14 protein-coding genes are annotated in these 17856 nt (G+C 68.9%); 10 read left to right on the top strand and 4 right to left on the bottom strand.

The features are described 5' to 3' along the window. Positions 1–214: 214 nt before the first annotated feature. From EX20_RS13685 to EX20_RS13670, 3 genes are all read left to right on the top strand, one after another. Positions 215–739, top strand: coding sequence for a metal-dependent hydrolase (locus tag EX20_RS13685; RefSeq protein ID WP_011882032.1), 525 nt, complete (start codon positions 215–217; stop codon positions 737–739). A gap of 499 nt (positions 740–1238) precedes the next feature. Further along, positions 1239–5756, top strand: a complete 4518-nt coding sequence (locus EX20_RS13675) for a DEAD/DEAH box helicase (RefSeq protein ID WP_034193868.1) — start codon at positions 1239–1241, stop codon at positions 5754–5756. A 131-nt stretch (positions 5757–5887) separates the two neighbouring features. Then, positions 5888–7162 carry an APC family permease gene (locus EX20_RS13670; RefSeq protein ID WP_034193867.1) on the top strand — a complete coding sequence of 425 codons (1275 nt, stop codon included), beginning with the start codon at positions 5888–5890 and terminating at the stop codon, positions 7160–7162. 221 nt (positions 7163–7383) lie between these two features. Here the strand turns inward: EX20_RS13670 and pcaQ are convergent, their stop codons facing one another. Together pcaQ and EX20_RS13660 are read right to left on the bottom strand one after the other, a co-directional pair. Then, the gene (pcaQ, locus tag EX20_RS13665; protein WP_011882029.1) at positions 7384–8370 is read right to left on the bottom strand and encodes a pca operon transcription factor PcaQ; all 987 of its coding nucleotides are present in this window, start codon (positions 8368–8370) and stop codon (positions 7384–7386) included. 78 nt (positions 8371–8448) lie between these two features. After that, positions 8449–9186: a helix-turn-helix domain-containing protein gene (locus EX20_RS13660; protein WP_011882028.1), complete on the bottom strand. Its 738-nt coding sequence runs from the start codon at positions 9184–9186 to the stop codon at positions 8449–8451. A gap of 120 nt (positions 9187–9306) precedes the next feature. Between EX20_RS13660 and EX20_RS13655 the strand changes: the two genes are divergently transcribed. From EX20_RS13655 to pcaG, 3 genes are all read left to right on the top strand, one after another. Further along, a complete protein-coding gene (locus EX20_RS13655; protein ID WP_034193866.1) occupies positions 9307–9870 on the top strand; it encodes a YiiX/YebB-like N1pC/P60 family cysteine hydrolase in 564 nt (187 codons plus the stop codon). Positions 9871–10157: 287 nt separating this feature from the next. Continuing rightward, positions 10158–10865 carry a protocatechuate 3,4-dioxygenase subunit beta gene (gene pcaH / locus EX20_RS13650; protein WP_014725036.1) on the top strand — a complete coding sequence of 236 codons (708 nt, stop codon included), beginning with the start codon at positions 10158–10160 and terminating at the stop codon, positions 10863–10865. A gap of 3 nt (positions 10866–10868) precedes the next feature. Continuing rightward, entirely contained in the window at positions 10869–11462 is a 594-nt protein-coding gene (gene pcaG, locus EX20_RS13645) for a protocatechuate 3,4-dioxygenase subunit alpha (protein ID WP_011882025.1), read from the top strand. Positions 11463–11799: 337 nt separating this feature from the next. On the opposite strand, the gene EX20_RS32515 is transcribed toward pcaG, so the two are convergent. Beyond that, entirely contained in the window at positions 11800–12168 is a 369-nt protein-coding gene (locus EX20_RS32515) for a hypothetical protein (RefSeq protein ID WP_165927432.1), read from the bottom strand. Positions 12169–12172: 4 nt separating this feature from the next. Here EX20_RS32515 and bla point away from each other — a divergent pair, with 4 nt between their 5' ends. The 4 genes from bla (at position 12173) to EX20_RS13625 (ending at position 16783) form a co-directional block, all read left to right on the top strand. Next, positions 12173–12985, top strand: coding sequence for a class A beta-lactamase (gene bla, locus EX20_RS13640; protein ID WP_051974439.1), 813 nt, complete (start codon positions 12173–12175; stop codon positions 12983–12985). Next, positions 12982–14184 carry an acyltransferase family protein gene (locus tag EX20_RS13635; protein WP_034193864.1) on the top strand — a complete coding sequence of 401 codons (1203 nt, stop codon included), beginning with the start codon at positions 12982–12984 and terminating at the stop codon, positions 14182–14184. The genes bla and EX20_RS13635 overlap by 4 nt, the downstream gene beginning before the upstream one ends. Before the next feature lie 427 nt (positions 14185–14611). Next, complete coding sequence (locus EX20_RS13630; RefSeq protein WP_034193863.1) at positions 14612–15931, top strand: NAD(P)/FAD-dependent oxidoreductase; 1320 nt, start codon at positions 14612–14614, stop codon at positions 15929–15931. 9 nt (positions 15932–15940) lie between these two features. After that, complete coding sequence (locus EX20_RS13625; protein WP_011882021.1) at positions 15941–16783, top strand: VOC family protein; 843 nt, start codon at positions 15941–15943, stop codon at positions 16781–16783. Positions 16784–16854: 71 nt separating this feature from the next. Here EX20_RS13625 and EX20_RS13620 read toward each other — a convergent pair whose 3' ends face one another. Continuing rightward, positions 16855–17814, bottom strand: coding sequence for a LysR family transcriptional regulator (locus tag EX20_RS13620; protein ID WP_034193862.1), 960 nt, complete (start codon positions 17812–17814; stop codon positions 16855–16857). Positions 17815–17856 lie beyond the last annotated feature (42 nt).

Genomic DNA, 17856 nt, shown 5'->3' with positions numbered 1-17856 from the left:
CTGCCGAGTGCCGTCTGCCGAGTGCCGTCTGCCGAGTGCCGTCTGCCGAGTGCCGTCTGCCGAGTGCCGTCTGCCGAGTGCCGTCTGCCGAGTGCAAAAAATCCGCGCGCGAATCGCCCGCTACGCGGGCCGATCTGCGAAGATAGCGCCCCGCTTTCGCGTGCGATCCCGCCCGCCCGGATCGCACGCTTCACGTTTTTTCGTTTCGTCTCGTATGGCATCACACAATGCGCATCATGCGTCGGGATTCGCAGCCGGCGTCGCCGCCGCCGTTCTCGTCGTGCAAACCGGCGCCAGCGGCCCTTGGCATGCGGGCCTGTTCGCCGCATTCGCGGCCGGCGTCGTCGGCGGCACCGCGCCCGACTGGCTCGAAGTCGCGTGGTGGACGCGCAAGCGCCGCCTGTGGATCACGCACCGCACCATCACGCACTGGGGCATCGCCTGGGTTGCGCTGCTTGCGCTCGGCTGGCACGGCCTCACCCATCGTCCGCATCCGCTGTGGGCCGCGCCGCTGTTCGGCTTCGCGTGCGGCGGCGTGATGCATCTGCTCGCCGACTGGCCCAATCCGCTCGGCGTGCCGTGGATCTGGCGGCGTCACTCGCTGAATCTCTGGAAGAGCGGCCACTGCGATCTGCTCGTCGTCGCAGCCGCATGGGGCGGCACGCTTTGGCTCACGCAGTCGCTGTGGACGCGCACGCCCTTGCTCGAGCACTGGCTCGGCTGGTTGCAGCGCGTGTAGGCGCGTTCGGCGCGTCGGTCTCGTCGGTCTCCTCGGTCTCCTCGGTCGCGTCGGTCGCGTCGGTCGCGTCGGTCGCGTCGGTCGCGTCGGTCGCATCGGTCGCATCGGTCGCATCGGTCGCGTCGGTCGCATCGGTCGCATCGGTCGAATCGGTCGAATCGGTCGAATCGGTCGAATCGGTCGAATCGGTCGAATCGGTCTCGTCGGTCTCATTGGCCGCACGAGCCGCACGTGCACCCGCAAGCAGCTCGCCCGGCCGGCCGCTCCCAGCGCCATTCACACAACAACACAGCCTCCCCCAACCACCCGCCCCCCGTAACCAACCGGCGCCATCCCCACGCGCGCCTATTGAAACCCCGCCCGCGCACCTCATCTGCATTCCTGAAGCGCGCGTCTGCCGCGCCGCCCACGCCCGACACGCGCACGCGACGTCTGGCACACTGACGATGCGCGTCGCCGTTCGCGCGCCCGCTCGCTCGCACCCCATTTCAACGCACCGATGGACGTCACCGCCACCCGCCCCGCCCAAGCGCTCGACGCGTTCCACCCGGCCGTCGCCGCGTGGTTCCGCCGCACGTTCGCCGCGCCGACCGGCGCGCAGGCGCTCGCGTGGCCGCACATCAAGGCGGGCCGCTCGACGCTGGTCGCCGCGCCGACCGGCTCGGGCAAGACGCTCACCGCGTTCCTGTGCGCGCTCGACGATCTCGTGCGCGACGCGCTCGCCCACGATGGCGCGCTGCCCGACGCGACGCTCGTCGTCTACGTGTCGCCGCTGAAGGCGCTGTCGAACGACATCCACGTGAACCTCGACGCGCCGCTCGCCGGCATCGCCGAATCGCTCGCCCGCCTCGGCCTGCCGGTGCCGGCGATCCGCACCGCGGTGCGCACCGGCGACACCACGCAGTCCGAGCGCGCCGCGCTGCGCAAACGCGCGCCGCACATCCTCGTGACGACGCCGGAGTCGCTGTACGTGCTGCTGTCGTCGACGTCCGGGCGGCAGATGCTGTCGAGCGTGCGTTCGGTGATCGTCGACGAGATCCATGCGCTCGCGTCGTCCAAGCGCGGCAGCCATCTCGCGCTGTCGCTCGAGCGCCTCGACGCGCTGACGGGCCGCGCGCTGCCGCGCATCGGGCTGTCGGCCACGCAAAAGCCGATCGAGGCGGTCGCGCGCTTCCTGGTCGGCGGCCCGGCCGACGCGCCGCGCGACTGCACGATCGTCGATACTGGCCACACGCGCGAACGCGACCTCGCGCTCGAACTGCCGAACGTGCCGCTCGAACCGGTGATGGCGACCGACGTGTGGGACCAGGTGTACGACCGCATCGCCGCGCTCGCGGCCGCGCATCGCACGACGCTCGTGTTCGTGAACACGCGGCGCACCGCCGAACGCATGGCGCGCCATCTCGCGGAGCGTCTCGGCAAGGACGCGATCGCCGCGCATCACGGCAGTCTCGCGAAGGAACACCGCTTCGAGGCCGAACAGCGGCTGAAGCGCGGCGAGCTGAAGCTGCTGGTCGCGACCGCGTCGCTCGAACTGGGCATCGACATCGGCGACGTCGATCTCGTCTGCCAGGTCGGCTCGCCGCGCGGCATCGCGCCGTTCCTGCAACGCGTCGGCCGCTCGAGCCACCACGTCGGCGGCGTGCCGAAGGGCCGCCTGTTTCCGCTGTCGCGCGACGAGCTGGTCGAATGCGCGGCGCTGCTCGACTGCGTGCGGCGAGGCGAGCTCGACACGCTGCGCATTCCCGAAGCGCCGCTCGACGTGCTCGCCCAGCAGATCGTCGCCGAGGTCGCCTGCACGCCGTGGCAGGAAGATGCGTTGTACGCGGCCTTCACGCGCGCGGCGCCCTATGCGCGCCTGTCGCGCGAGCGCTTCGACGACGTGCTCAAGATGCTCGCCGAAGGCTTCACGAGCCGGCGCGGCGTGCGCGGCGCGTATCTGCATCGCGACGTGGTCGGCGGCACGGTGCGCGGCCGCCGCAACGCGATGATGACCGCGACGACGTCGGGCGGCACGATCCCCGACATGGCCGACTACGCGGTACTGCTGGAACCGCAGGGTATTCAGGTCGGCACCGTCAACGAGGATTTCGCGGTCGAGAGCCTGGCCGGCGACGTGTTCCAGCTCGGCAATCAGTCGTACCGGATCATTCGCGTCGAGACGGGCCGCGTGCGCGTCGAGGATGCGCGCGGCCAGCCGCCGAGCATTCCGTTCTGGCTCGGCGAAGCGCCGGGACGCAGCGACGAGCTGTCGGCAGCGGTCGGCCGGCTGCGCGCGCGGCTCGACGGGTTGCTCGCCGAAGGCGACCGGCTCGTGCAGGCCGGCGAACGCGAGCCCGCGCGGATCGATCGGCCGCGCGGCGCGAGTGCGAGCGCGGACGCGAACGGCGCAGCGGCCAAGTCGAAATCGAAGTCGAAGCCGATCGAAGCGTCGCGCAGCAATGCGACAGACACCGCGCTCGCCCCCGAGGAAAGCCGTCTCGCGCCGGCGCTGCGCTGGCTCGTCGACGAGCTTCGGCTATCGCCCGAAGCGGCGCGCCAGATCGTCGATTACCTCGCGCGCACGCGCGCGGCGCTGGGCGCGCTGCCGACCCAGCACACGCTCGTGATGGAGCGTTTCTTCGACGAGTCGGGCGGCACGCAGCTGGTGATTCATTCGCCGTTCGGCAGCCGCATCAACCGCGCGTGGGGGCTCGCGCTGCGCAAGCGATTCTGCCGCAGCTTCAACTTCGAACTGCAGGCGGCCGCGACCGACGACGCGATCGTCCTGTCGCTGTCGCTTGCGCACAGCTTCGCGCTCGACGAAGTGTGGCGCTACCTGCGCTCCGCCAGCGCCGAGCATGTGCTGGTGCAGGCCCTCCTCGACGCGCCGCTGTTCGGCGTGCGCTGGCGCTGGAATGCGACGACCTCGCTCGCGCTGCCGCGCTTCACCGGCGGCCGGCGCACCGCGCCGCAACTGCAGCGGATGAAGAGCGACGATCTGCTCGCGACCGTGTTCCCCGATCAGGCCGCCTGCCTCGAGAACGTCGTCGGCGAACGCGAGATCCCGCATCATCCGCTCGTCGACCAGACGCTCGACGATTGCCTGCACGACGCGATGGACACCGACGGTTGGCTCGCGCTGCTGCGCCGGATCGAAAGCGGCGAAATCGAGCTGATCGCGCGCGACCTGCCCGCGCCGTCGCCGCTCGCGGCCGAGATCCTGAACGCGAAGCCGTATGCGTTCCTCGACGATGCGCCGCTCGAGGAGCGCCGCACGCAGGCCGTGCAGTCGCGCCGCTGGAGCGACCCCGAATCCGCCGACGATCTCGGCGCGCTCGACGCCGATGCGATCGCCGCGGTGCGCGACGAAGCGTGGCCGCTCGCACGCGACGCGCATGAAATGCACGATGCGCTGCTCACGCTCGCGTGCGTCGCCGACAGCGAGGCGAACGCGCACGACGGCTGGCCCGCATGGCTCGCGGCGCTCGCCGAACACCGTCGCGCGACGCGCTGCGTCACGCCCGACGGCCATGTGCTGTGGGTGCCGGTCGAACGTCTGGTGTGCATGCGCGCGCTGCATCCCGACGCACGTTTCAGCCCCGCGCTGAAGGTGCCCGCGGCGTGCGCGCAGCCGTGGGAAGCGGACGCGGCGCTCGTCGACGTGATCCGTGCGCGGCTCACCGGCTTCGGGCCGCTGACGGTCGGCGCGATCGCCGAGCCGCTCGGCCTGCCGCCCGCGTCGGTCGAGACGGCGCTCGCCGCGCTGGAGCGCGAGGGCTACGTGATGCGCGGCCGCTTCACGCCCGGCGCGACGAACGACGAATGGTGCGAACGCCACCTGCTCGCCCGGATTCATCGCTATACGGTCAAGCGCTTGCGCCGCGAGATCGAGCCGGTCGAGCGCGCGGATTTCATGCGGTTCCTGTTGCACTGGCAGCACCTGACGCCCGACACGCGCGGCACGGGCCGCGACGCGCTCGCGGCCGTCGTCGAGCAGCTCGAAGGATACGAGGCGGCGGCCGGCGCCTGGGAAGACGCGCTGCTGCCTGCGCGCCTGACCGACTACACGGCCGGCGGCCTCGACGAGCTGTGCCGCTCGGGCAAGCTCGTGTGGACGCGCATCGGCGCACCGGCACGCGCGGCCGGCACGCCGGTGAAGACCACGCCGGTCGTGCTGCTGCCGCGCCGCCACCTGCGCGCATGGCAGGCGCTGCGCGACCCCGACGCGCAACCGGCGTTGTCCGCGCGCGCGACGCAGGTACGCGACGCGCTCGTCGCCCATGGCGCGATGTTCTTCGACGCGCTGCTCGACGAGTTGCACATGCTCCCCGTCGAGCTCGAGCAGGCGCTCGGCGAGCTGGTGTCTGCCGGCCTCGTGAATGCGGACAGCTTCGCCGGGCTGCGCGCGCTGCTGAAGCCGGCGGTCAAGCGCAGCGCGACGTATGCGCCGCGCACGCGGCGCGGCGGCGCATTGATCGGCGGGATGGACGATGCGGGCCGCTGGGCGCTCGTGCAGCGCGGCGCGGTGCCGGACGATGCGCCGGCGCCCGCGCCGAAGCGCGGCGCAACGGCGACCGATCGCGATGCGCTCGAGCACATCGTGTGGACGCTGCTGCGCCGCTATGGCGTGGTGTTCTGGCGGCTGCTCGAGCGCGAGGCCGAATGGCTGCCGAGCTGGCGCGAGCTCGTGCGCGTGCTGCAACGGCTCGAGGCGCGCGGCGAGATTCGCGGCGGCCGCTTCGTCGCCGGCATCGCGGGCGAGCAGTTCGCGCTGCCGGAAGCGATCCCGGTCCTGCGTGAAGTGCGCCGGCAGCCGGGCGACGGGCAGTACGTGTGCGTGACCGGCGTCGACCCGCTGAACCTTGCCGGCACGCTGCTGCCCGGCGACAAGGTGCCGGCGCTCGCCGGCAATCGCGTGCTGTTCCGCGACGGCGTGCCGATCGCGTCGCTCGTCTCGGGCACGTTCCACTACGCGGCCGACCTGACGCCCGCCGCGCGCGAGGATGCGCGGCTGCGGCTCGCGCGCCGCCACTGACACAGGCTGACACGCCGCAGGTCGCAGACTACTGAACGCCGCGCCGTTTCGCCATGCCGGTTCGGGTAGCATCGAACGACTCGACGCGCGCCCGACCGCGCGCATCTCACGCGTTCCGGAGACTGCCTTTCATGCCCTCGCATGCCGATTCGCCTGCCGTCCATCACGCAGGCTCGCTGACGATTTTCCAGGGCGCCGCGCTGTATATCGGCGCGGTGCTCGGCACCGGCGTCATTGCGTTGCCGGCGCTCGCCGCCGAGGTCGCCGGGCCGGCCTCGCTGCTCGCGTGGGCGGCGCTCGTCGTGCTGTCCGGGCCGCTGGCGGCGACCTTCGCCGCACTCGGCGCGCGCTATCCCGACGCGGGCGGCGTGTCCACCTACGCGCGCCGCGCGTTCGGGCCGAAGGCCGCGGCGATCGTCGGCTGGTGTTTCTATTTCGCGGTGCCGGCCGGCGCACCGGCCGCCGCGATGTTCGGCGGCGCATACGTGGCGGCCGTGATCGGCGGCGGGCATACGACCGTCGTGGTCACGGCCGCCGCGCTGATCGCCGCCGTATCGGCCGCGAATGCGTTCGGCGTCACGGTGTCGGGCCGCATGCAGCTCGTGTTGTCGGCGTTGCTCGTCACGCTGTTGCTCGCCGCCGTGCTCGCGTCCGCGCCGCATGCGCGCCCGGAGAACCTGCAGCCGTTCGCGCCGCACGGCTGGCTCGCGGTCGGTCAGGCCGCGGCACTGCTGGTGTGGAGCTTCGCGGGCTGGGAGGCGATCACGCACCTCGCCGCCGAATTCCGCCGGCCAGCGCACGACATGCCGCGCTCGGCCGGCATCGCCGTCGTGGTGGTCGGGTTCCTGTATCTGTCGGTCGCCGCGGCCAGCGTGACGGTGCTCGGCCCGTCGGCCGGCGCGTCGGGCGCGCCGCTCGCGGAACTGATCGCGCGCGGCATCGGCGGCCATGCGCAGGTGCTGGCCGCCGCCGCGGCGCTGCTGCTCACGCTCGGGACGATGAACGCGTATTTCGCCGGCGCGGCGAAGCTCGGGGCCGCGCTCGGGCGCGACGGCGCACTGCCCGCGTGGCTCGCGCAAGGCAGTCAGGTGGGCGGCGTGCCGCGCCGCAGCCTCGGCGTGATCGCGGCGCTGGCCGCCGCCGCGCTGGCCGCGACCGCGTTCTCCGACGTCGGGCCGAAACCGCTCGTGCTCGTCACGTCGGGCTGCTTCGTGATGGTGTACGGGCTCGGCGCCGCCGCCGCGCTGAAGCTGCTGCCGCGTGCGAGCGCCGCGTATCGCTGCGCGTGGGTTTCGCTGATCGCCGTGGCCGGGCTGTTTCTGACGACCGGTTGGTATTTGTTCTTCCCGTTGCTGCTGGCGGGCGCCGCGCTGCTTTATCTGCGGCTCGCGCGACGGCGCGCGTGATCGGCGCACTAACGTGCACTAACGCGCATTCGGGCGCGAGGCGCGGCAGCGTGCCGCGTTGCGTCGCCGCACGGCGCGTCGCCGATCGAATCTGACGGCGCAACGAATCACCCCGATGACGTGAGGCCGGCGCTGAAGCCGCTGCCGGCGCCAGCCGCATCGCCGACCGGACGCTTCGCCGCGAACGACGACACCCGGCACCGCGCACCGGCCAGCCCAACTCAGCGCTCGCGGCGCCCCGGCTTGCGTGCAGCGCGCGGCGCGCGGCTTGCCTGCACATCGCGCAGCCGTGTGCGAGCGATCTCGCGCAGCGCGTCGATCAGCGTCCGGGCCACGGGCGACGGCTGAGCATCGGTGCGCAGCACGAGCCCGACCGGTTCGTCGGCACCGGCCGACGGCAACGGCAAGCGCGCGAGCGTACCGGCCGCGAGATCATATTCGGCCGCGTAGAGCGGCACGAACCACACCGCGTCGTTCTCGAGCGCAAGCGCGCGCGCGACCGACACCGACAACACCTCGATGAACGAATCGAGCGGCGGCGCGCCGCATGCGCCGAGCACCTGCTCGGCCGACTGGCGGATCAGCGTGCCGAACGGCGGCAGCACGACCGGATAGCGCGCCAGTTCGGCGGCCGGCGCGGCGCTGGCGAGCAGCGGATGGCCGGCGCGCACGACCGCGACCAGCGGCTCGTTGTACAACTGCTCGAAGGCGAGCCCGATCATCCGCTCGGGCTCCGACAGACGCCCGATCGCGCATTCGATCGCCCCCGCCTTCAACCGCTCCAGCAGCTCGGCATTCGCGGCCGTCGCGATCCGCACGACGACGCGCGGCCAGCGCGCGGCCAACGCCTTCATCAACGCGGGCGCGAGCGATGCGGCGACCGTCGGCAGCATGCCGATTTCGAGCGTCGCCGCAGCAGCCCCGCCCTCGCGCGCGAGCAGTCCGACGCCCTGCCGCAGCGCGAGCACGCACGCGTTCGCATGCGGGATGAACAGTTGCGCTTCGCGGGTCGGTTGCGCGCCGTGCCGCCCGCGCTCGAACAGCTTCACGCCGAGGATCGCCTCCAGTTCGGCGATCGTCTTCGACACGGCCGGCTGCGTGATCGACAGACTTTCGGCCGCCTTCTGCACGCCGCCCAGTTGCGCGACCGCGAGAAAACACTGCAGGTGCCGGAACTTGACGCGGCCGTCCGCGATACGGTTATTCATAACGGGCAGTTATACGAATGACGATGTAGCGCCATTTTGCATAACTTTCCGGAAAGACCCAAGCGCGTGGAGGCAGCGTTACCCGTGACGCCGCAGCGCGTGGAAACCGGTCGGCTCCCAGATGCGCTTCGCGATCAGCAGGCCCGTTCCGCGCTTCTGCCCGAGCGGCGCCGACGACGACTCCGCGTGCAGCGCCGCCGCCTTGCTGCCGAGCCGCCGCAGTTCCTGCTCGAGTTCCGCCGCGGCCGCGTCGGTCAGCATCCCCTGCGAGAACATCATCGTCTCGCCCGGCCCGTCGAAGCGGCTGCCGAGAAAATCGTCGAGCACGTGCGCGTGGAAATACCGCCGAATCGGCCCGCCCGGCAGCCAGTCGAAATCGCGTGCGACGCGCACGCGGATGCGGTCGCCCGGCAGCAGCGCGATCACGTTCATCCGGTCGAGCATCAGCAGGTATTTCACACATTCGGCGTGCGTCAGGCAGTAGGCCGACACGATGTCCTGCACGGTCCAGTAATTGACCGCGCAGACGGCGACCAGCAGCAGCTTCTCGTCCGAGACCAGCAGCGCCTCCTGCTGCTCGGTCAGCACCCGCAGGCGCGGCGCGGACGCCGACGCCTCCTGCACCAGCTCGGCCAGCGTATAGCCGAGCAGTTGCGCGATCTCCACGACGCGCTCCAGCGTGAAGCGGCCGCTCGCGAACAGGCGCTTCACGCTCGTCTCGGACACGTCGAGCGCACGCGCGACGTCGCGATAGGTCATTCCATGCGCCTTCAACAGGCGCTTCAACGTGTGGATGAGTTGGGCGGTTTCGGTCATTCCAGTATCGAAAAATGATGCTCCAGGTCGGATATTAGGCTACCGGCGCATCCGCGTGAGCACTTTGGGTTACTCGTCTGCATAATCCGCTCCGTGCTGTCACCCACCGACGGAGCCGCGATGAACACCCGAACCGACGCCCCTGCCTTCGAGCCGCATCACCCCGCGCCGCGCGCGGCGCGCGACACCGAGCGCATGCTGCCGCTCGCCACGCTGCGCACGCTGGCGGCCGGCGCGCACGTCGGCGATCTGCTGTTCATCCGCGCGCCGTCCCGCAAGCCGGGCGACGCGGCCGACCACGGCGGCTCGTGGGCCGACCGGTTCGGCATCGTCGTCGATACGTCCGGCGACGAGCCGCTGATCGCCGAACCCGCCTGGGCGCGTACGAAGCTCACGCCGCTGTCGCGTTTCGTCGCCCGGGCCGACGGCGGCCGCATCGCACTGGCGCGCCGCGTCGCGGCCGCGACTGCCGACGCGCAGCGCAGCGTGCACGCGCTGGCCGAACAGCGGATCGATGTGCTGCTCGGCGGCCGCTTCGGCATGCTGGCGGGGCGCGGGTTCTGCGCCAACTACGTCGCCGACGTGATCGGCGCCGACCGCGCGGCGACGGCCGCCGCGCTGCTGCGCAGCGGCCGGCTGTCGATCGAGTTCGACGGGATCGTGTTCGATCCCGCCCGCCCGTAACGGCGAACCGCGCGGCGCGCGGGGAGACCTTCGAACAACAACAAGAAGAACCGACAAAAAGCAGCGACGGGCGGGCTGGAGGGCCGTGCACGGAGTCGTCACCGACGATGCGACGCCCGATCGCTTTCTCCGCCGGACGGATCTTCTGTCCGGCGGATTTTTCATTGGGCGGCCGACCATAACTCCCGGTTATGCAATTCGCGAAAAAAGGTCATTTTTCATAACTTTCCGGATTGGCTAAAGTCCTGCCATCCACTCACGCGAAATAACCCAACAGGAGACGCCCGATGGATTCCCCCACGATTCTCACGCCGCGCGACTGGCCGTCGCATCCCGCGTATGTCCATCCCGACTACCGTTCGTCGGTCAAGCGCGGCCCGACGCGCCCGATGATCCCGCTGAAGGAGCGGCTGCGCGACCAGTACGCGCCCGTCTACGGCGCGGAAGATCTCGGCCCGCTCGACCACGACCTGACGAAGAACGCGGTGAAGAACGGCGAACCGCTCGGCGAGCGCATCGTCGTCACGGGCCGCGTGCTCGACGAGGGCGGCAAACCGGTGCGCAACACGCTCGTCGAAGTGTGGCAGGCGAACGCGGCCGGCCGCTACGTGCACAAGGTCGACCAGCACGACGCGCCGCTCGATCCGAACTTCCTCGGCGCGGGCCGCTGCATGACCGACGCCGAAGGCCGCTACCGCTTCCTGACGATCAAGCCCGGCGCCTATCCGTGGGGCAACCATCCGAACGCGTGGCGCCCGAATCACATCCACTTCTCGCTGTTCGGCGACTACTTCGGCTCGCGCCTCGTCACGCAGATGTACTTCCCCGGCGACCCGCTGCTCGCGTACGACCCGATCTTCCAGGGCACGCCGGAGGCCGCGCGCGATCGCCTGATCTCGCGCTTCTCGCTCGACACCACCGAAGAAGGCCATGCGCTCGGCTATGAATTCGACATCGTGCTGCGCGGCCGTGACGCTACCCCGATGGAGCGCTGAACCATGACGACGCTGAAGCAAACCCCTTCGCAAACCGTCGGCCCGTACTTCGCGTACGGCCTGTGCCCGCAGCAATACGGTTACGACCTGAAGAGCCTGTTCACGCCGACGATCGCCGCACCGCATGCCGACGGCGAGCACGTGCTGCTGGTCGGGCAGGTGTTCGACGGCGACGGCAACGTCGTCAGCGACGCGATGCTCGAATTCACGCAGGTGGACGGCGCCGGCCGCTTTCCGGCATCGCGCGACGACGTCGCGAAGTCCGGCTTCACGGGCTTCGCGCGGGTCGGCACGGGCACCGATGCGCAGCACCGCTTCGTCGTCGAGACGGTGAAGCCCGGCCGCATCGCCGCCGACGAAGCACCGCACATCAACGTGACGGTGATGATGCGCGGGATCCTCACGCATGCGTTCACGCGCGTGTATTTCGACGACGAAGCCGCGGCGAACGCGGCCGATCCGGTGCTCAACCTGGTGCCCGCCGAGCGTCGCGCGACGCTGGTGGCGAAGCGCGACGCGCAGCCGGGGCGCCCGGTCGTGTATCGGTTCGACGTCCGCATGCAGGGGCCGGACGAAACCGTGTTCTTCGACGTGTAATTGCGCCGGCCGGTATCGGCCGGTCGATCACACCGGACCGCCGGGTCGACGCGCCGCCAGCAGTCGCGTCGTCCGGCGGTTTTGTTTTGCTCGCGAGGTTCGATGCCGTGTTGCAACATCCACGACCGGCGTGGGCGGATGCGCGCCCGTTCGGCGAATTCTGAACATGTATCAAACATGCGCTTGAAACGCATGCTGCACGAGCACATCGATTTCCTCAGACACGCGATATCGTTTGCGTGTTGTGCGGCGTATGCTTTCTTATCGCAAGCGAAGTGCCGCGATTGAATCGGGCCGAGCAGCAATTGCCAGACAGATGCGCGACGCAAGCGGCGGCTCATTCGCGCGGCTTTTCTGACCGAGTGCCTTTAAACGCGCCTGTCCCATAACCGGCAGGCGCTTTTTTTTGTTCTTCGAGGCCGTAGTCGATGCCCGTGTGTCGCAGCGCAGCGAGAGACCCGAGCGGCTCGAACGTGCCGTGCAAACAGCGCCTCTGCTCTGCGAAAATCCCCCGACGTACGGCGACGATGTACTCGAAGCGCGCGCGGTCATCGGCCGGCGTGACGTGATACTCGATGCGCGTGACACGCTTCGACGTCTCGAGCGTGTCTCCTCCTTTTCCTTGCCCTAAACCACCGGACTCGACCGTGCCCCACTCGCTCCTGCGCAGAAAACTATTGATCGGATTGCCGCTGCTCGCCGGCACGTGCATGGCTCCCGCGCTGCGCGCAGCCGAAGAATCGCCGCTTGCCGAAATCGAGCGCAGAAGCGGCGGCCGCCTCGGCGTGTTCGCGATCGATACCGGCTCGGGACGCACGCTCGGCCATCGCGCCGACGAACGTTTCCTGATGTGCAGCACGTTCAAGGGACTGCTCGCCGCGCAGATCCTGGCACGCGTCGACAGCGGCTCGGAGCGGCTAGATCGCCTCGTCCACTACACGGAAAAGGACCTGATTTTCACGTCGCCGGTGACGAAGGCCAACGTCGCTCAGGGTGCGATGTCGATCGAGGCGCTCTGCCGCGCGGTTTTGGTGGAGAGCGACAACACGGCCGCGATCCTGCTGATGAGCAGCGCCGGCGGCCCTGCGGCGCTGACGCGCTTCGTTCGCGGCCTCGGCGATACCGTGACGCGCTCCGACCGCTACGAGCCCGACTCGAACCGCTATCACGGCGTGCTCGACACCACCACGCCGAAGGCCATCGCCGCCACGGCGCAGCGCCTGCTGCTCGGCGACGTGCTCAGCGCCGGCTCGCGCGCGCGACTGGAGCGCGGCATGACCGACTGCAAGCCGGGGCTCAACCGGATTCGCGCCGTGTTGCCCGCCGGTTGGCAAGCCGCCGACCGGCCCGGCACCAGCGTCGACCGCGAGACGAACGACTACGCGCTAGTCCGTCCGCCCGGGCGCGCGCCGTTGCTCGTCGCCGTCTACTACGATGCGCCGGGCGTCAGCATGGACGCGCGCGAGGCCGTGTTGCGCGAGGCCGGCTCGGCATTCGTGCAGTGGGCGACGCACGCGGAATGAACGGCGCCGACATGCGAAACCGGAAGATCGATTTCCTGCGGGGCTTTTCGATCCTGCTCGTGCTGTTTCACCATTTCAATATCGCTTACCGGCTCGACGACACTGCGCTGTCGCACGTATTCGGCTGGAATGCGGTGCGTGCCGTTGCGCGAAACGGCAACTACGGCGTCACGATGTTCTTCGTGATCTCCGGCTATCTGATCACGACGAACGCGATGCGGCGCTGGTCCGAACTCGGCCACGTCGATATCGGAACGTTTTACGCGCTGCGCATCGCCCGCATCGTCCCCTGCCTGTTGCTGTTGTTGGCCATCGTCAACGCGCTGGCGCTGGCCGGCATCGCGATCTTTCAGAATCACTCGCCGGCCGGCACGCCGGTTTCGTTCTGGCTGGTGAATCTCGCGTCGTTGACGTTCTGGATGAACGTGCTGGTCGGCTCTCACGGCTGGACCAACTATGCGCTCGGCGTGTTGTGGTCGCTTTCCGTCGAGGAAGTGTTTTATCTGTCGTTCCCGCTGCTGTGCGTCGCGCTTCGCCGGGAGGCGCGGCTCGTGGCGTTCTGGCTGCCGTGCATCGTCGCCGGCCCCGCCTATCGTTTCTTCCACCAAGGCGACGAGGGCGACTATCTCTATGCGTATCTCGCCTGCTTCGATGCCATCGCCATCGGTTGCTGCGCGGCCTTGCTCGCCAGAAAAGTCAAATGGCATGGTCGTGCGCAGACCATGTTCACGTGGTTGACGGCCGCGGGCATGGCGCTCGTCTACCTGTCCTGGCCGATCGGGCAAAGCAACGTGCTCGGCGTGACCGCCATTGCCTTCGGCACGGCGGTTCTGTTGCTGGCCGCGAATCGCGCAGCCGGCACGTCGCTGCGGCCCGCGCGCGTGTCCGCGCTCATCGAAGCGCTCGGCAAGCTCAGCTACGAGCTTTATCTGTTCCACCTTATCGTGCTCGGCTTGCTGAGGATCAGTTATCCGCCGTCGCATGTCACCGGCGACGAGAAATTGGCGCTTCTCGTCGGCTATCTGCTCCTTTCCGTCGGCCTGGGCGCAACCATTGCGCGCAACTACGCCGAGCCGTCGAACCGCGTCGTCCGGAAGTGGCTGACGCCGAGACGTGCCAATCGGCAAGCGAACGCTCCGCGCCGAATCGGCGCGACGTCGAACCTCCCCGACCTGGATTCGCACGAGCGGCTCGAATGAGCCGCCGCGGCGTCCGCAAGTTCGCCCGGCTTCCCCGCGCTGCTCGGCATCGTGTGCCGCGCCTGCGTCAGATAGAAAAAATATCTCCAAATCATCGGAATCAAAAAAGATAGGGAAATTGGCTTCTCCTTGCCGGACGATATGATTCCCCAATCGCACGCACTAGCCGATATGTGGGAAGCAGTCGCGCGCAGCAAGCGAGCCGTCGTCGACCGGCTCGCGCGGTGCCCGCTCTGAACGGAAAGGACACGCATGGCCCTCGACGCAAGACAACCTTCGATGCAAGCCCGTCTCAGTCATGGCGGACGGCATCCCGGCCGTTTGCCAGGCACGCTCGGCCTACCCTCGGCGAACTTCACCCGCCCGTTTTCTTCAACGACGCCTATTCATGCAAACGCACCGGACCATTCCGGACGGGGAATCTGCCATGCCTGACGCGAGCCTCGACCCAAGCCGCCTGCCTCCATCGCTGTGGGCGGCCACCGCCGCGCCCGCCGCTGCAACTGCGCCGCTGCCGAGCGGCACGTACTTCGCGGACCTGCTCGTCATAGGCGCCGGCTTCACGGGCCTGAGCGCCGCGCTGCATGCGGCCGAGCGCGGCGCCCGGGTGGTCGTGCTGGAGGCAGCGGAGATCGGCTGGGGCGCGTCGGGCCGCAACAACGGACAGGTGATCCCGGCCATGACGCGCGCGGATCCTGACGCGATCGTTGCCGAGTACGGCGCGGACAAGGGCGAAACGCTCGTCTCGCTGATCGGCGAATCTGCGAACACCGTGTTCGAGCTCGCACGCCGGCACCGGATCGACTGCGCGGCCGTGCAGGCGGGCTGGATGCAGCCCGCACATCGCGCGAGCCGCCTGGCGCTTGCGCGCTCGCGCGTCGAGCAATGGCGGCGTCGCGGCGTCGAAGTGGAGTTGCTGGATCGCGATCGCACCGCCGAATTGACCGGCTCGTCGTTCTGGCACGGCGGCTGGCAGAACCCGACCGGCGGGCACGTGAATCCGCTTGCGTTCGTCCGTGGACTGGCGCGCGCCGCGCAGGACGCGGGCGCGTGCATCCATACGCACACGCCCGTGTCGTCGCTGACGCGACAGGGCACGCACTGGGTAGCCGCGCACGGCGATGCGGCGGTGCATGCCAGCCGGGTCGTGATTGCCACCCACAGTTACAGCGGCCACGCCACGCGCGCGCCGTGGCCCGGCATTGCGAAGGCGCTGCTGCCGATGCGCTCGTATCAGATGGCCACCCAGCCGCTACCGGCCGATCTGCGCGCCTCGATCCTGCCGCTCGATCACGCCATGTCCGATACGCAATCGGATCTCCACTTCGCCCGCTTCGATCGCGACGGGCGACTCGTGACCGGCGGCGCGCTCGTCGTGCCGATGGGTTATGAGCGCCGGCTGCCGCAGCGCATCGGTGCGCGCGTGCGGCGCATGTTTCCGCAGCTGAACGACGTACCGCTTCGTTTCGAATATCTGTGGCATGGCGACTTCGCCGTCACGCCGGACCGGATGCCTCGCTTCGTGAAACTGGATGACGGTCTGTACACGTGGTTCGGCTGCAATGGTCGCGGCGTCGCATTGTCGACCGCGGTCGGCCCCGAGCTTGCGGAAGTGGCGCTGACGGGCGACGAGCGCGCGTCGCGGCTACCGTTTTCCACGTTGCGGACGATCGCCGCCCATGCGCTCGTCAGGCGTGTTGCGATCGGCGCGATGCTCTATTACCGCTGGAAAGATCACCGCGATTAGGAACCTGCCATGACACAGCATCTTTCGGGAATCGACCATTTCGTCATCGCGGTGCGCGACCTCGATGCCGCGCGCGACGACTTTGCGCGGATGGGATTCGCACTCACGCCGCGTGGTTATCACACCATGGGCTCCGAGAATCATTGCGCGATGTTCGACGGCTGCTACCTCGAACTGCTGACGGTTCGCCGGCCGCATCCCGTCACGGCATTCTTTTCCGACTTTCTCGAACACGGCGACGGAGCGGCTGCGATGGTGGTCGCGACCGACAGCGCGGACGCGCTGTATCGCGACTGGCACGCGGCGGGCGTTCCGGCCGAGCCGCCGGTGGCGTTTTCGCGGCCCGTCGCGACGCGCAACGGCACCGGCGATGCGAGCTTCCGCATCACGCAGGTCGACGTCGCCTATACGCCGGGCGGCCGCGTGTTCGCTTGCGAACATCTGACGCCGGAACTCGTCTACCCGCCCGGTGGCGCGCTGCATCCGAACGGCGTAACGAGCCTTGCGGGGATAACGATTGCCGTCGACGCTGCCGCGCTCGAGATGACCGTCGATCGCTACGAACGCGTGCTCGCAGCGAGCGCGACGCGCCTGGACGATGCGAGCTATCTGATCCGCTGCGGGAAGGTCGAGGTTCGTATCGACGGCGCAGCGCGCGCAGAGGCGCTGCGCGCCGGACCGCACTTCACGGAGCTCGCGTTCACGGTGCAGTCGCTCGATCGGCTTGCCGATGTGCTGGGCGGTGCCGGCGTCGAGATGCGGCGAAGCGAACGCGGTGTGGTGGTCGAGGGAGCGGTTTCGCACGGGGCGATGCTGCGCTTCGTCGAATGCGCGAGCGTGGGGCGGTTTTGAATGAGGCGGAGCGCGGGTGGGCCCGCGCCGGGCGTACAACCGGCGCACAGCACTCGCGCGACGGCAATCAGTCAGTCCGCGTTTTCCGACACGGATGGCGACGGGAGCACGGCCAGGATGCCGTCAGATATCGCACGTTGGAAGCGCTCGACCAGGAAGTCCAGTAGCACTCTCACCCGCGGCGTCATATAGCGATTCCGGTTCAACACGGCATAAATGCCGGGTTCGCTTTCGATCCAGTCCGGCAGAACGACCTGGAGTTTGCCGGCGCGAATATCCGCTGCGGCGTCCCAGATCGTTTTTCGAGCGATGCCATATCCGGCCAGTGTCCACGCGCGAGCCAACGCGCCGTCATTGGTTTCCCACGCATTTTCCATTGCCACGGTGTGATTGCAACGCTTGCCTTCCGACACCAGGCGAAACTCGTTCAGTGGCCCTGCAGCCGTAACCAGAACGACGAACTCATGCGCAACCAGATCGGCCGGAACGAGCGGCGTGCCGCATTTGGCCAGATAGTCGGGGGACGCACATAGCACTCGCCAGTTCGGTGCAAGCCGGCGTGCAATCAGTGAGGGGATGTTCGGCCGGCCAAATCGGATCGCGAGATCGACCTCGTCTTGCAGCAAATCCGATACCGAGTCGGTAAGGTCGAGTGCGATTTTGAGCTCGGGCTGCGTGCGGACGAAGGCTTCCAGCCAGGAGTTCAGCAGATGGCGACCGAAATCGGCCGATGCCGAGATCCGGACTTTGCCCCGCGCTATGCCCCGGCTCGCAGTGAGAGCAGCCTCGCCATCCTCGATGGCCCTCAATGCAATGCTGCAGTGATGGTGATATAGCCGCCCCTCTTCGGTCAGGCGTAGTTGCCTCGTATTGCGGTCGAATAGCCGCGTCGATAGTGCCGCTTCCAATTTGGCGAGCCGTGCGCTCGCTGCTGCCGGGGAAAATCCCAGCTTCCGGCCGGCGGCCGACAAATTGCCCAGTGCCGCCGCCTCCACGAACAAACGCATATCACCCAGTCGATCAGTTGCCATTCTTCATCCAGATTTGAGATGTATTCAAACGGGCGGCCAATT

The sequence above is a fragment of the Burkholderia sp. WP42 genome, assembly GCF_000745665.1.
Taxonomy (GTDB): Bacteria; Pseudomonadota; Gammaproteobacteria; order Burkholderiales; family Burkholderiaceae; genus Burkholderia; species Burkholderia vietnamiensis.
The sequence above is the reverse complement of the archived record's forward strand: the minus strand, read 5'-3'. Positions and strand labels throughout refer to the sequence as shown.

What these genes read in the sequence shown, in the direction of transcription:
- EX20_RS13660 (WP_011882028.1), bottom strand. Translation starts at nt 9,186, where the DNA reads ATGACCGAAACCGCCCAACTCATCCACACGTTGAAGCGCCTGTTGAAG.
- EX20_RS13625 (WP_011882021.1), top strand. Translation starts at nt 15,941, where the DNA reads ATGACACAGCATCTTTCGGGAATCGACCATTTCGTCATCGCGGTGCGC.
- EX20_RS13630 (WP_034193863.1), top strand. Translation starts at nt 14,612, where the DNA reads ATGCCTGACGCGAGCCTCGACCCAAGCCGCCTGCCTCCATCGCTGTGG.
- EX20_RS13620 (WP_034193862.1), bottom strand. Translation starts at nt 17,814, where the DNA reads ATGGCAACTGATCGACTGGGTGATATGCGTTTGTTCGTGGAGGCGGCG.
- pcaH (WP_014725036.1), top strand. Translation starts at nt 10,158, where the DNA reads ATGGATTCCCCCACGATTCTCACGCCGCGCGACTGGCCGTCGCATCCC.
- pcaQ (WP_011882029.1), bottom strand. Translation starts at nt 8,370, where the DNA reads ATGAATAACCGTATCGCGGACGGCCGCGTCAAGTTCCGGCACCTGCAG.
- EX20_RS13685 (WP_011882032.1), top strand. Translation starts at nt 215, where the DNA reads ATGGCATCACACAATGCGCATCATGCGTCGGGATTCGCAGCCGGCGTC.
- pcaG (WP_011882025.1), top strand. Translation starts at nt 10,869, where the DNA reads ATGACGACGCTGAAGCAAACCCCTTCGCAAACCGTCGGCCCGTACTTC.
- EX20_RS13675 (WP_034193868.1), top strand. Translation starts at nt 1,239, where the DNA reads ATGGACGTCACCGCCACCCGCCCCGCCCAAGCGCTCGACGCGTTCCAC.
- EX20_RS13655 (WP_034193866.1), top strand. Translation starts at nt 9,307, where the DNA reads ATGAACACCCGAACCGACGCCCCTGCCTTCGAGCCGCATCACCCCGCG.
- bla (WP_051974439.1), top strand. Translation starts at nt 12,173, where the DNA reads ATGGCTCCCGCGCTGCGCGCAGCCGAAGAATCGCCGCTTGCCGAAATC.
- EX20_RS13670 (WP_034193867.1), top strand. Translation starts at nt 5,888, where the DNA reads ATGCCCTCGCATGCCGATTCGCCTGCCGTCCATCACGCAGGCTCGCTG.
- EX20_RS13635 (WP_034193864.1), top strand. Translation starts at nt 12,982, where the DNA reads ATGAACGGCGCCGACATGCGAAACCGGAAGATCGATTTCCTGCGGGGC.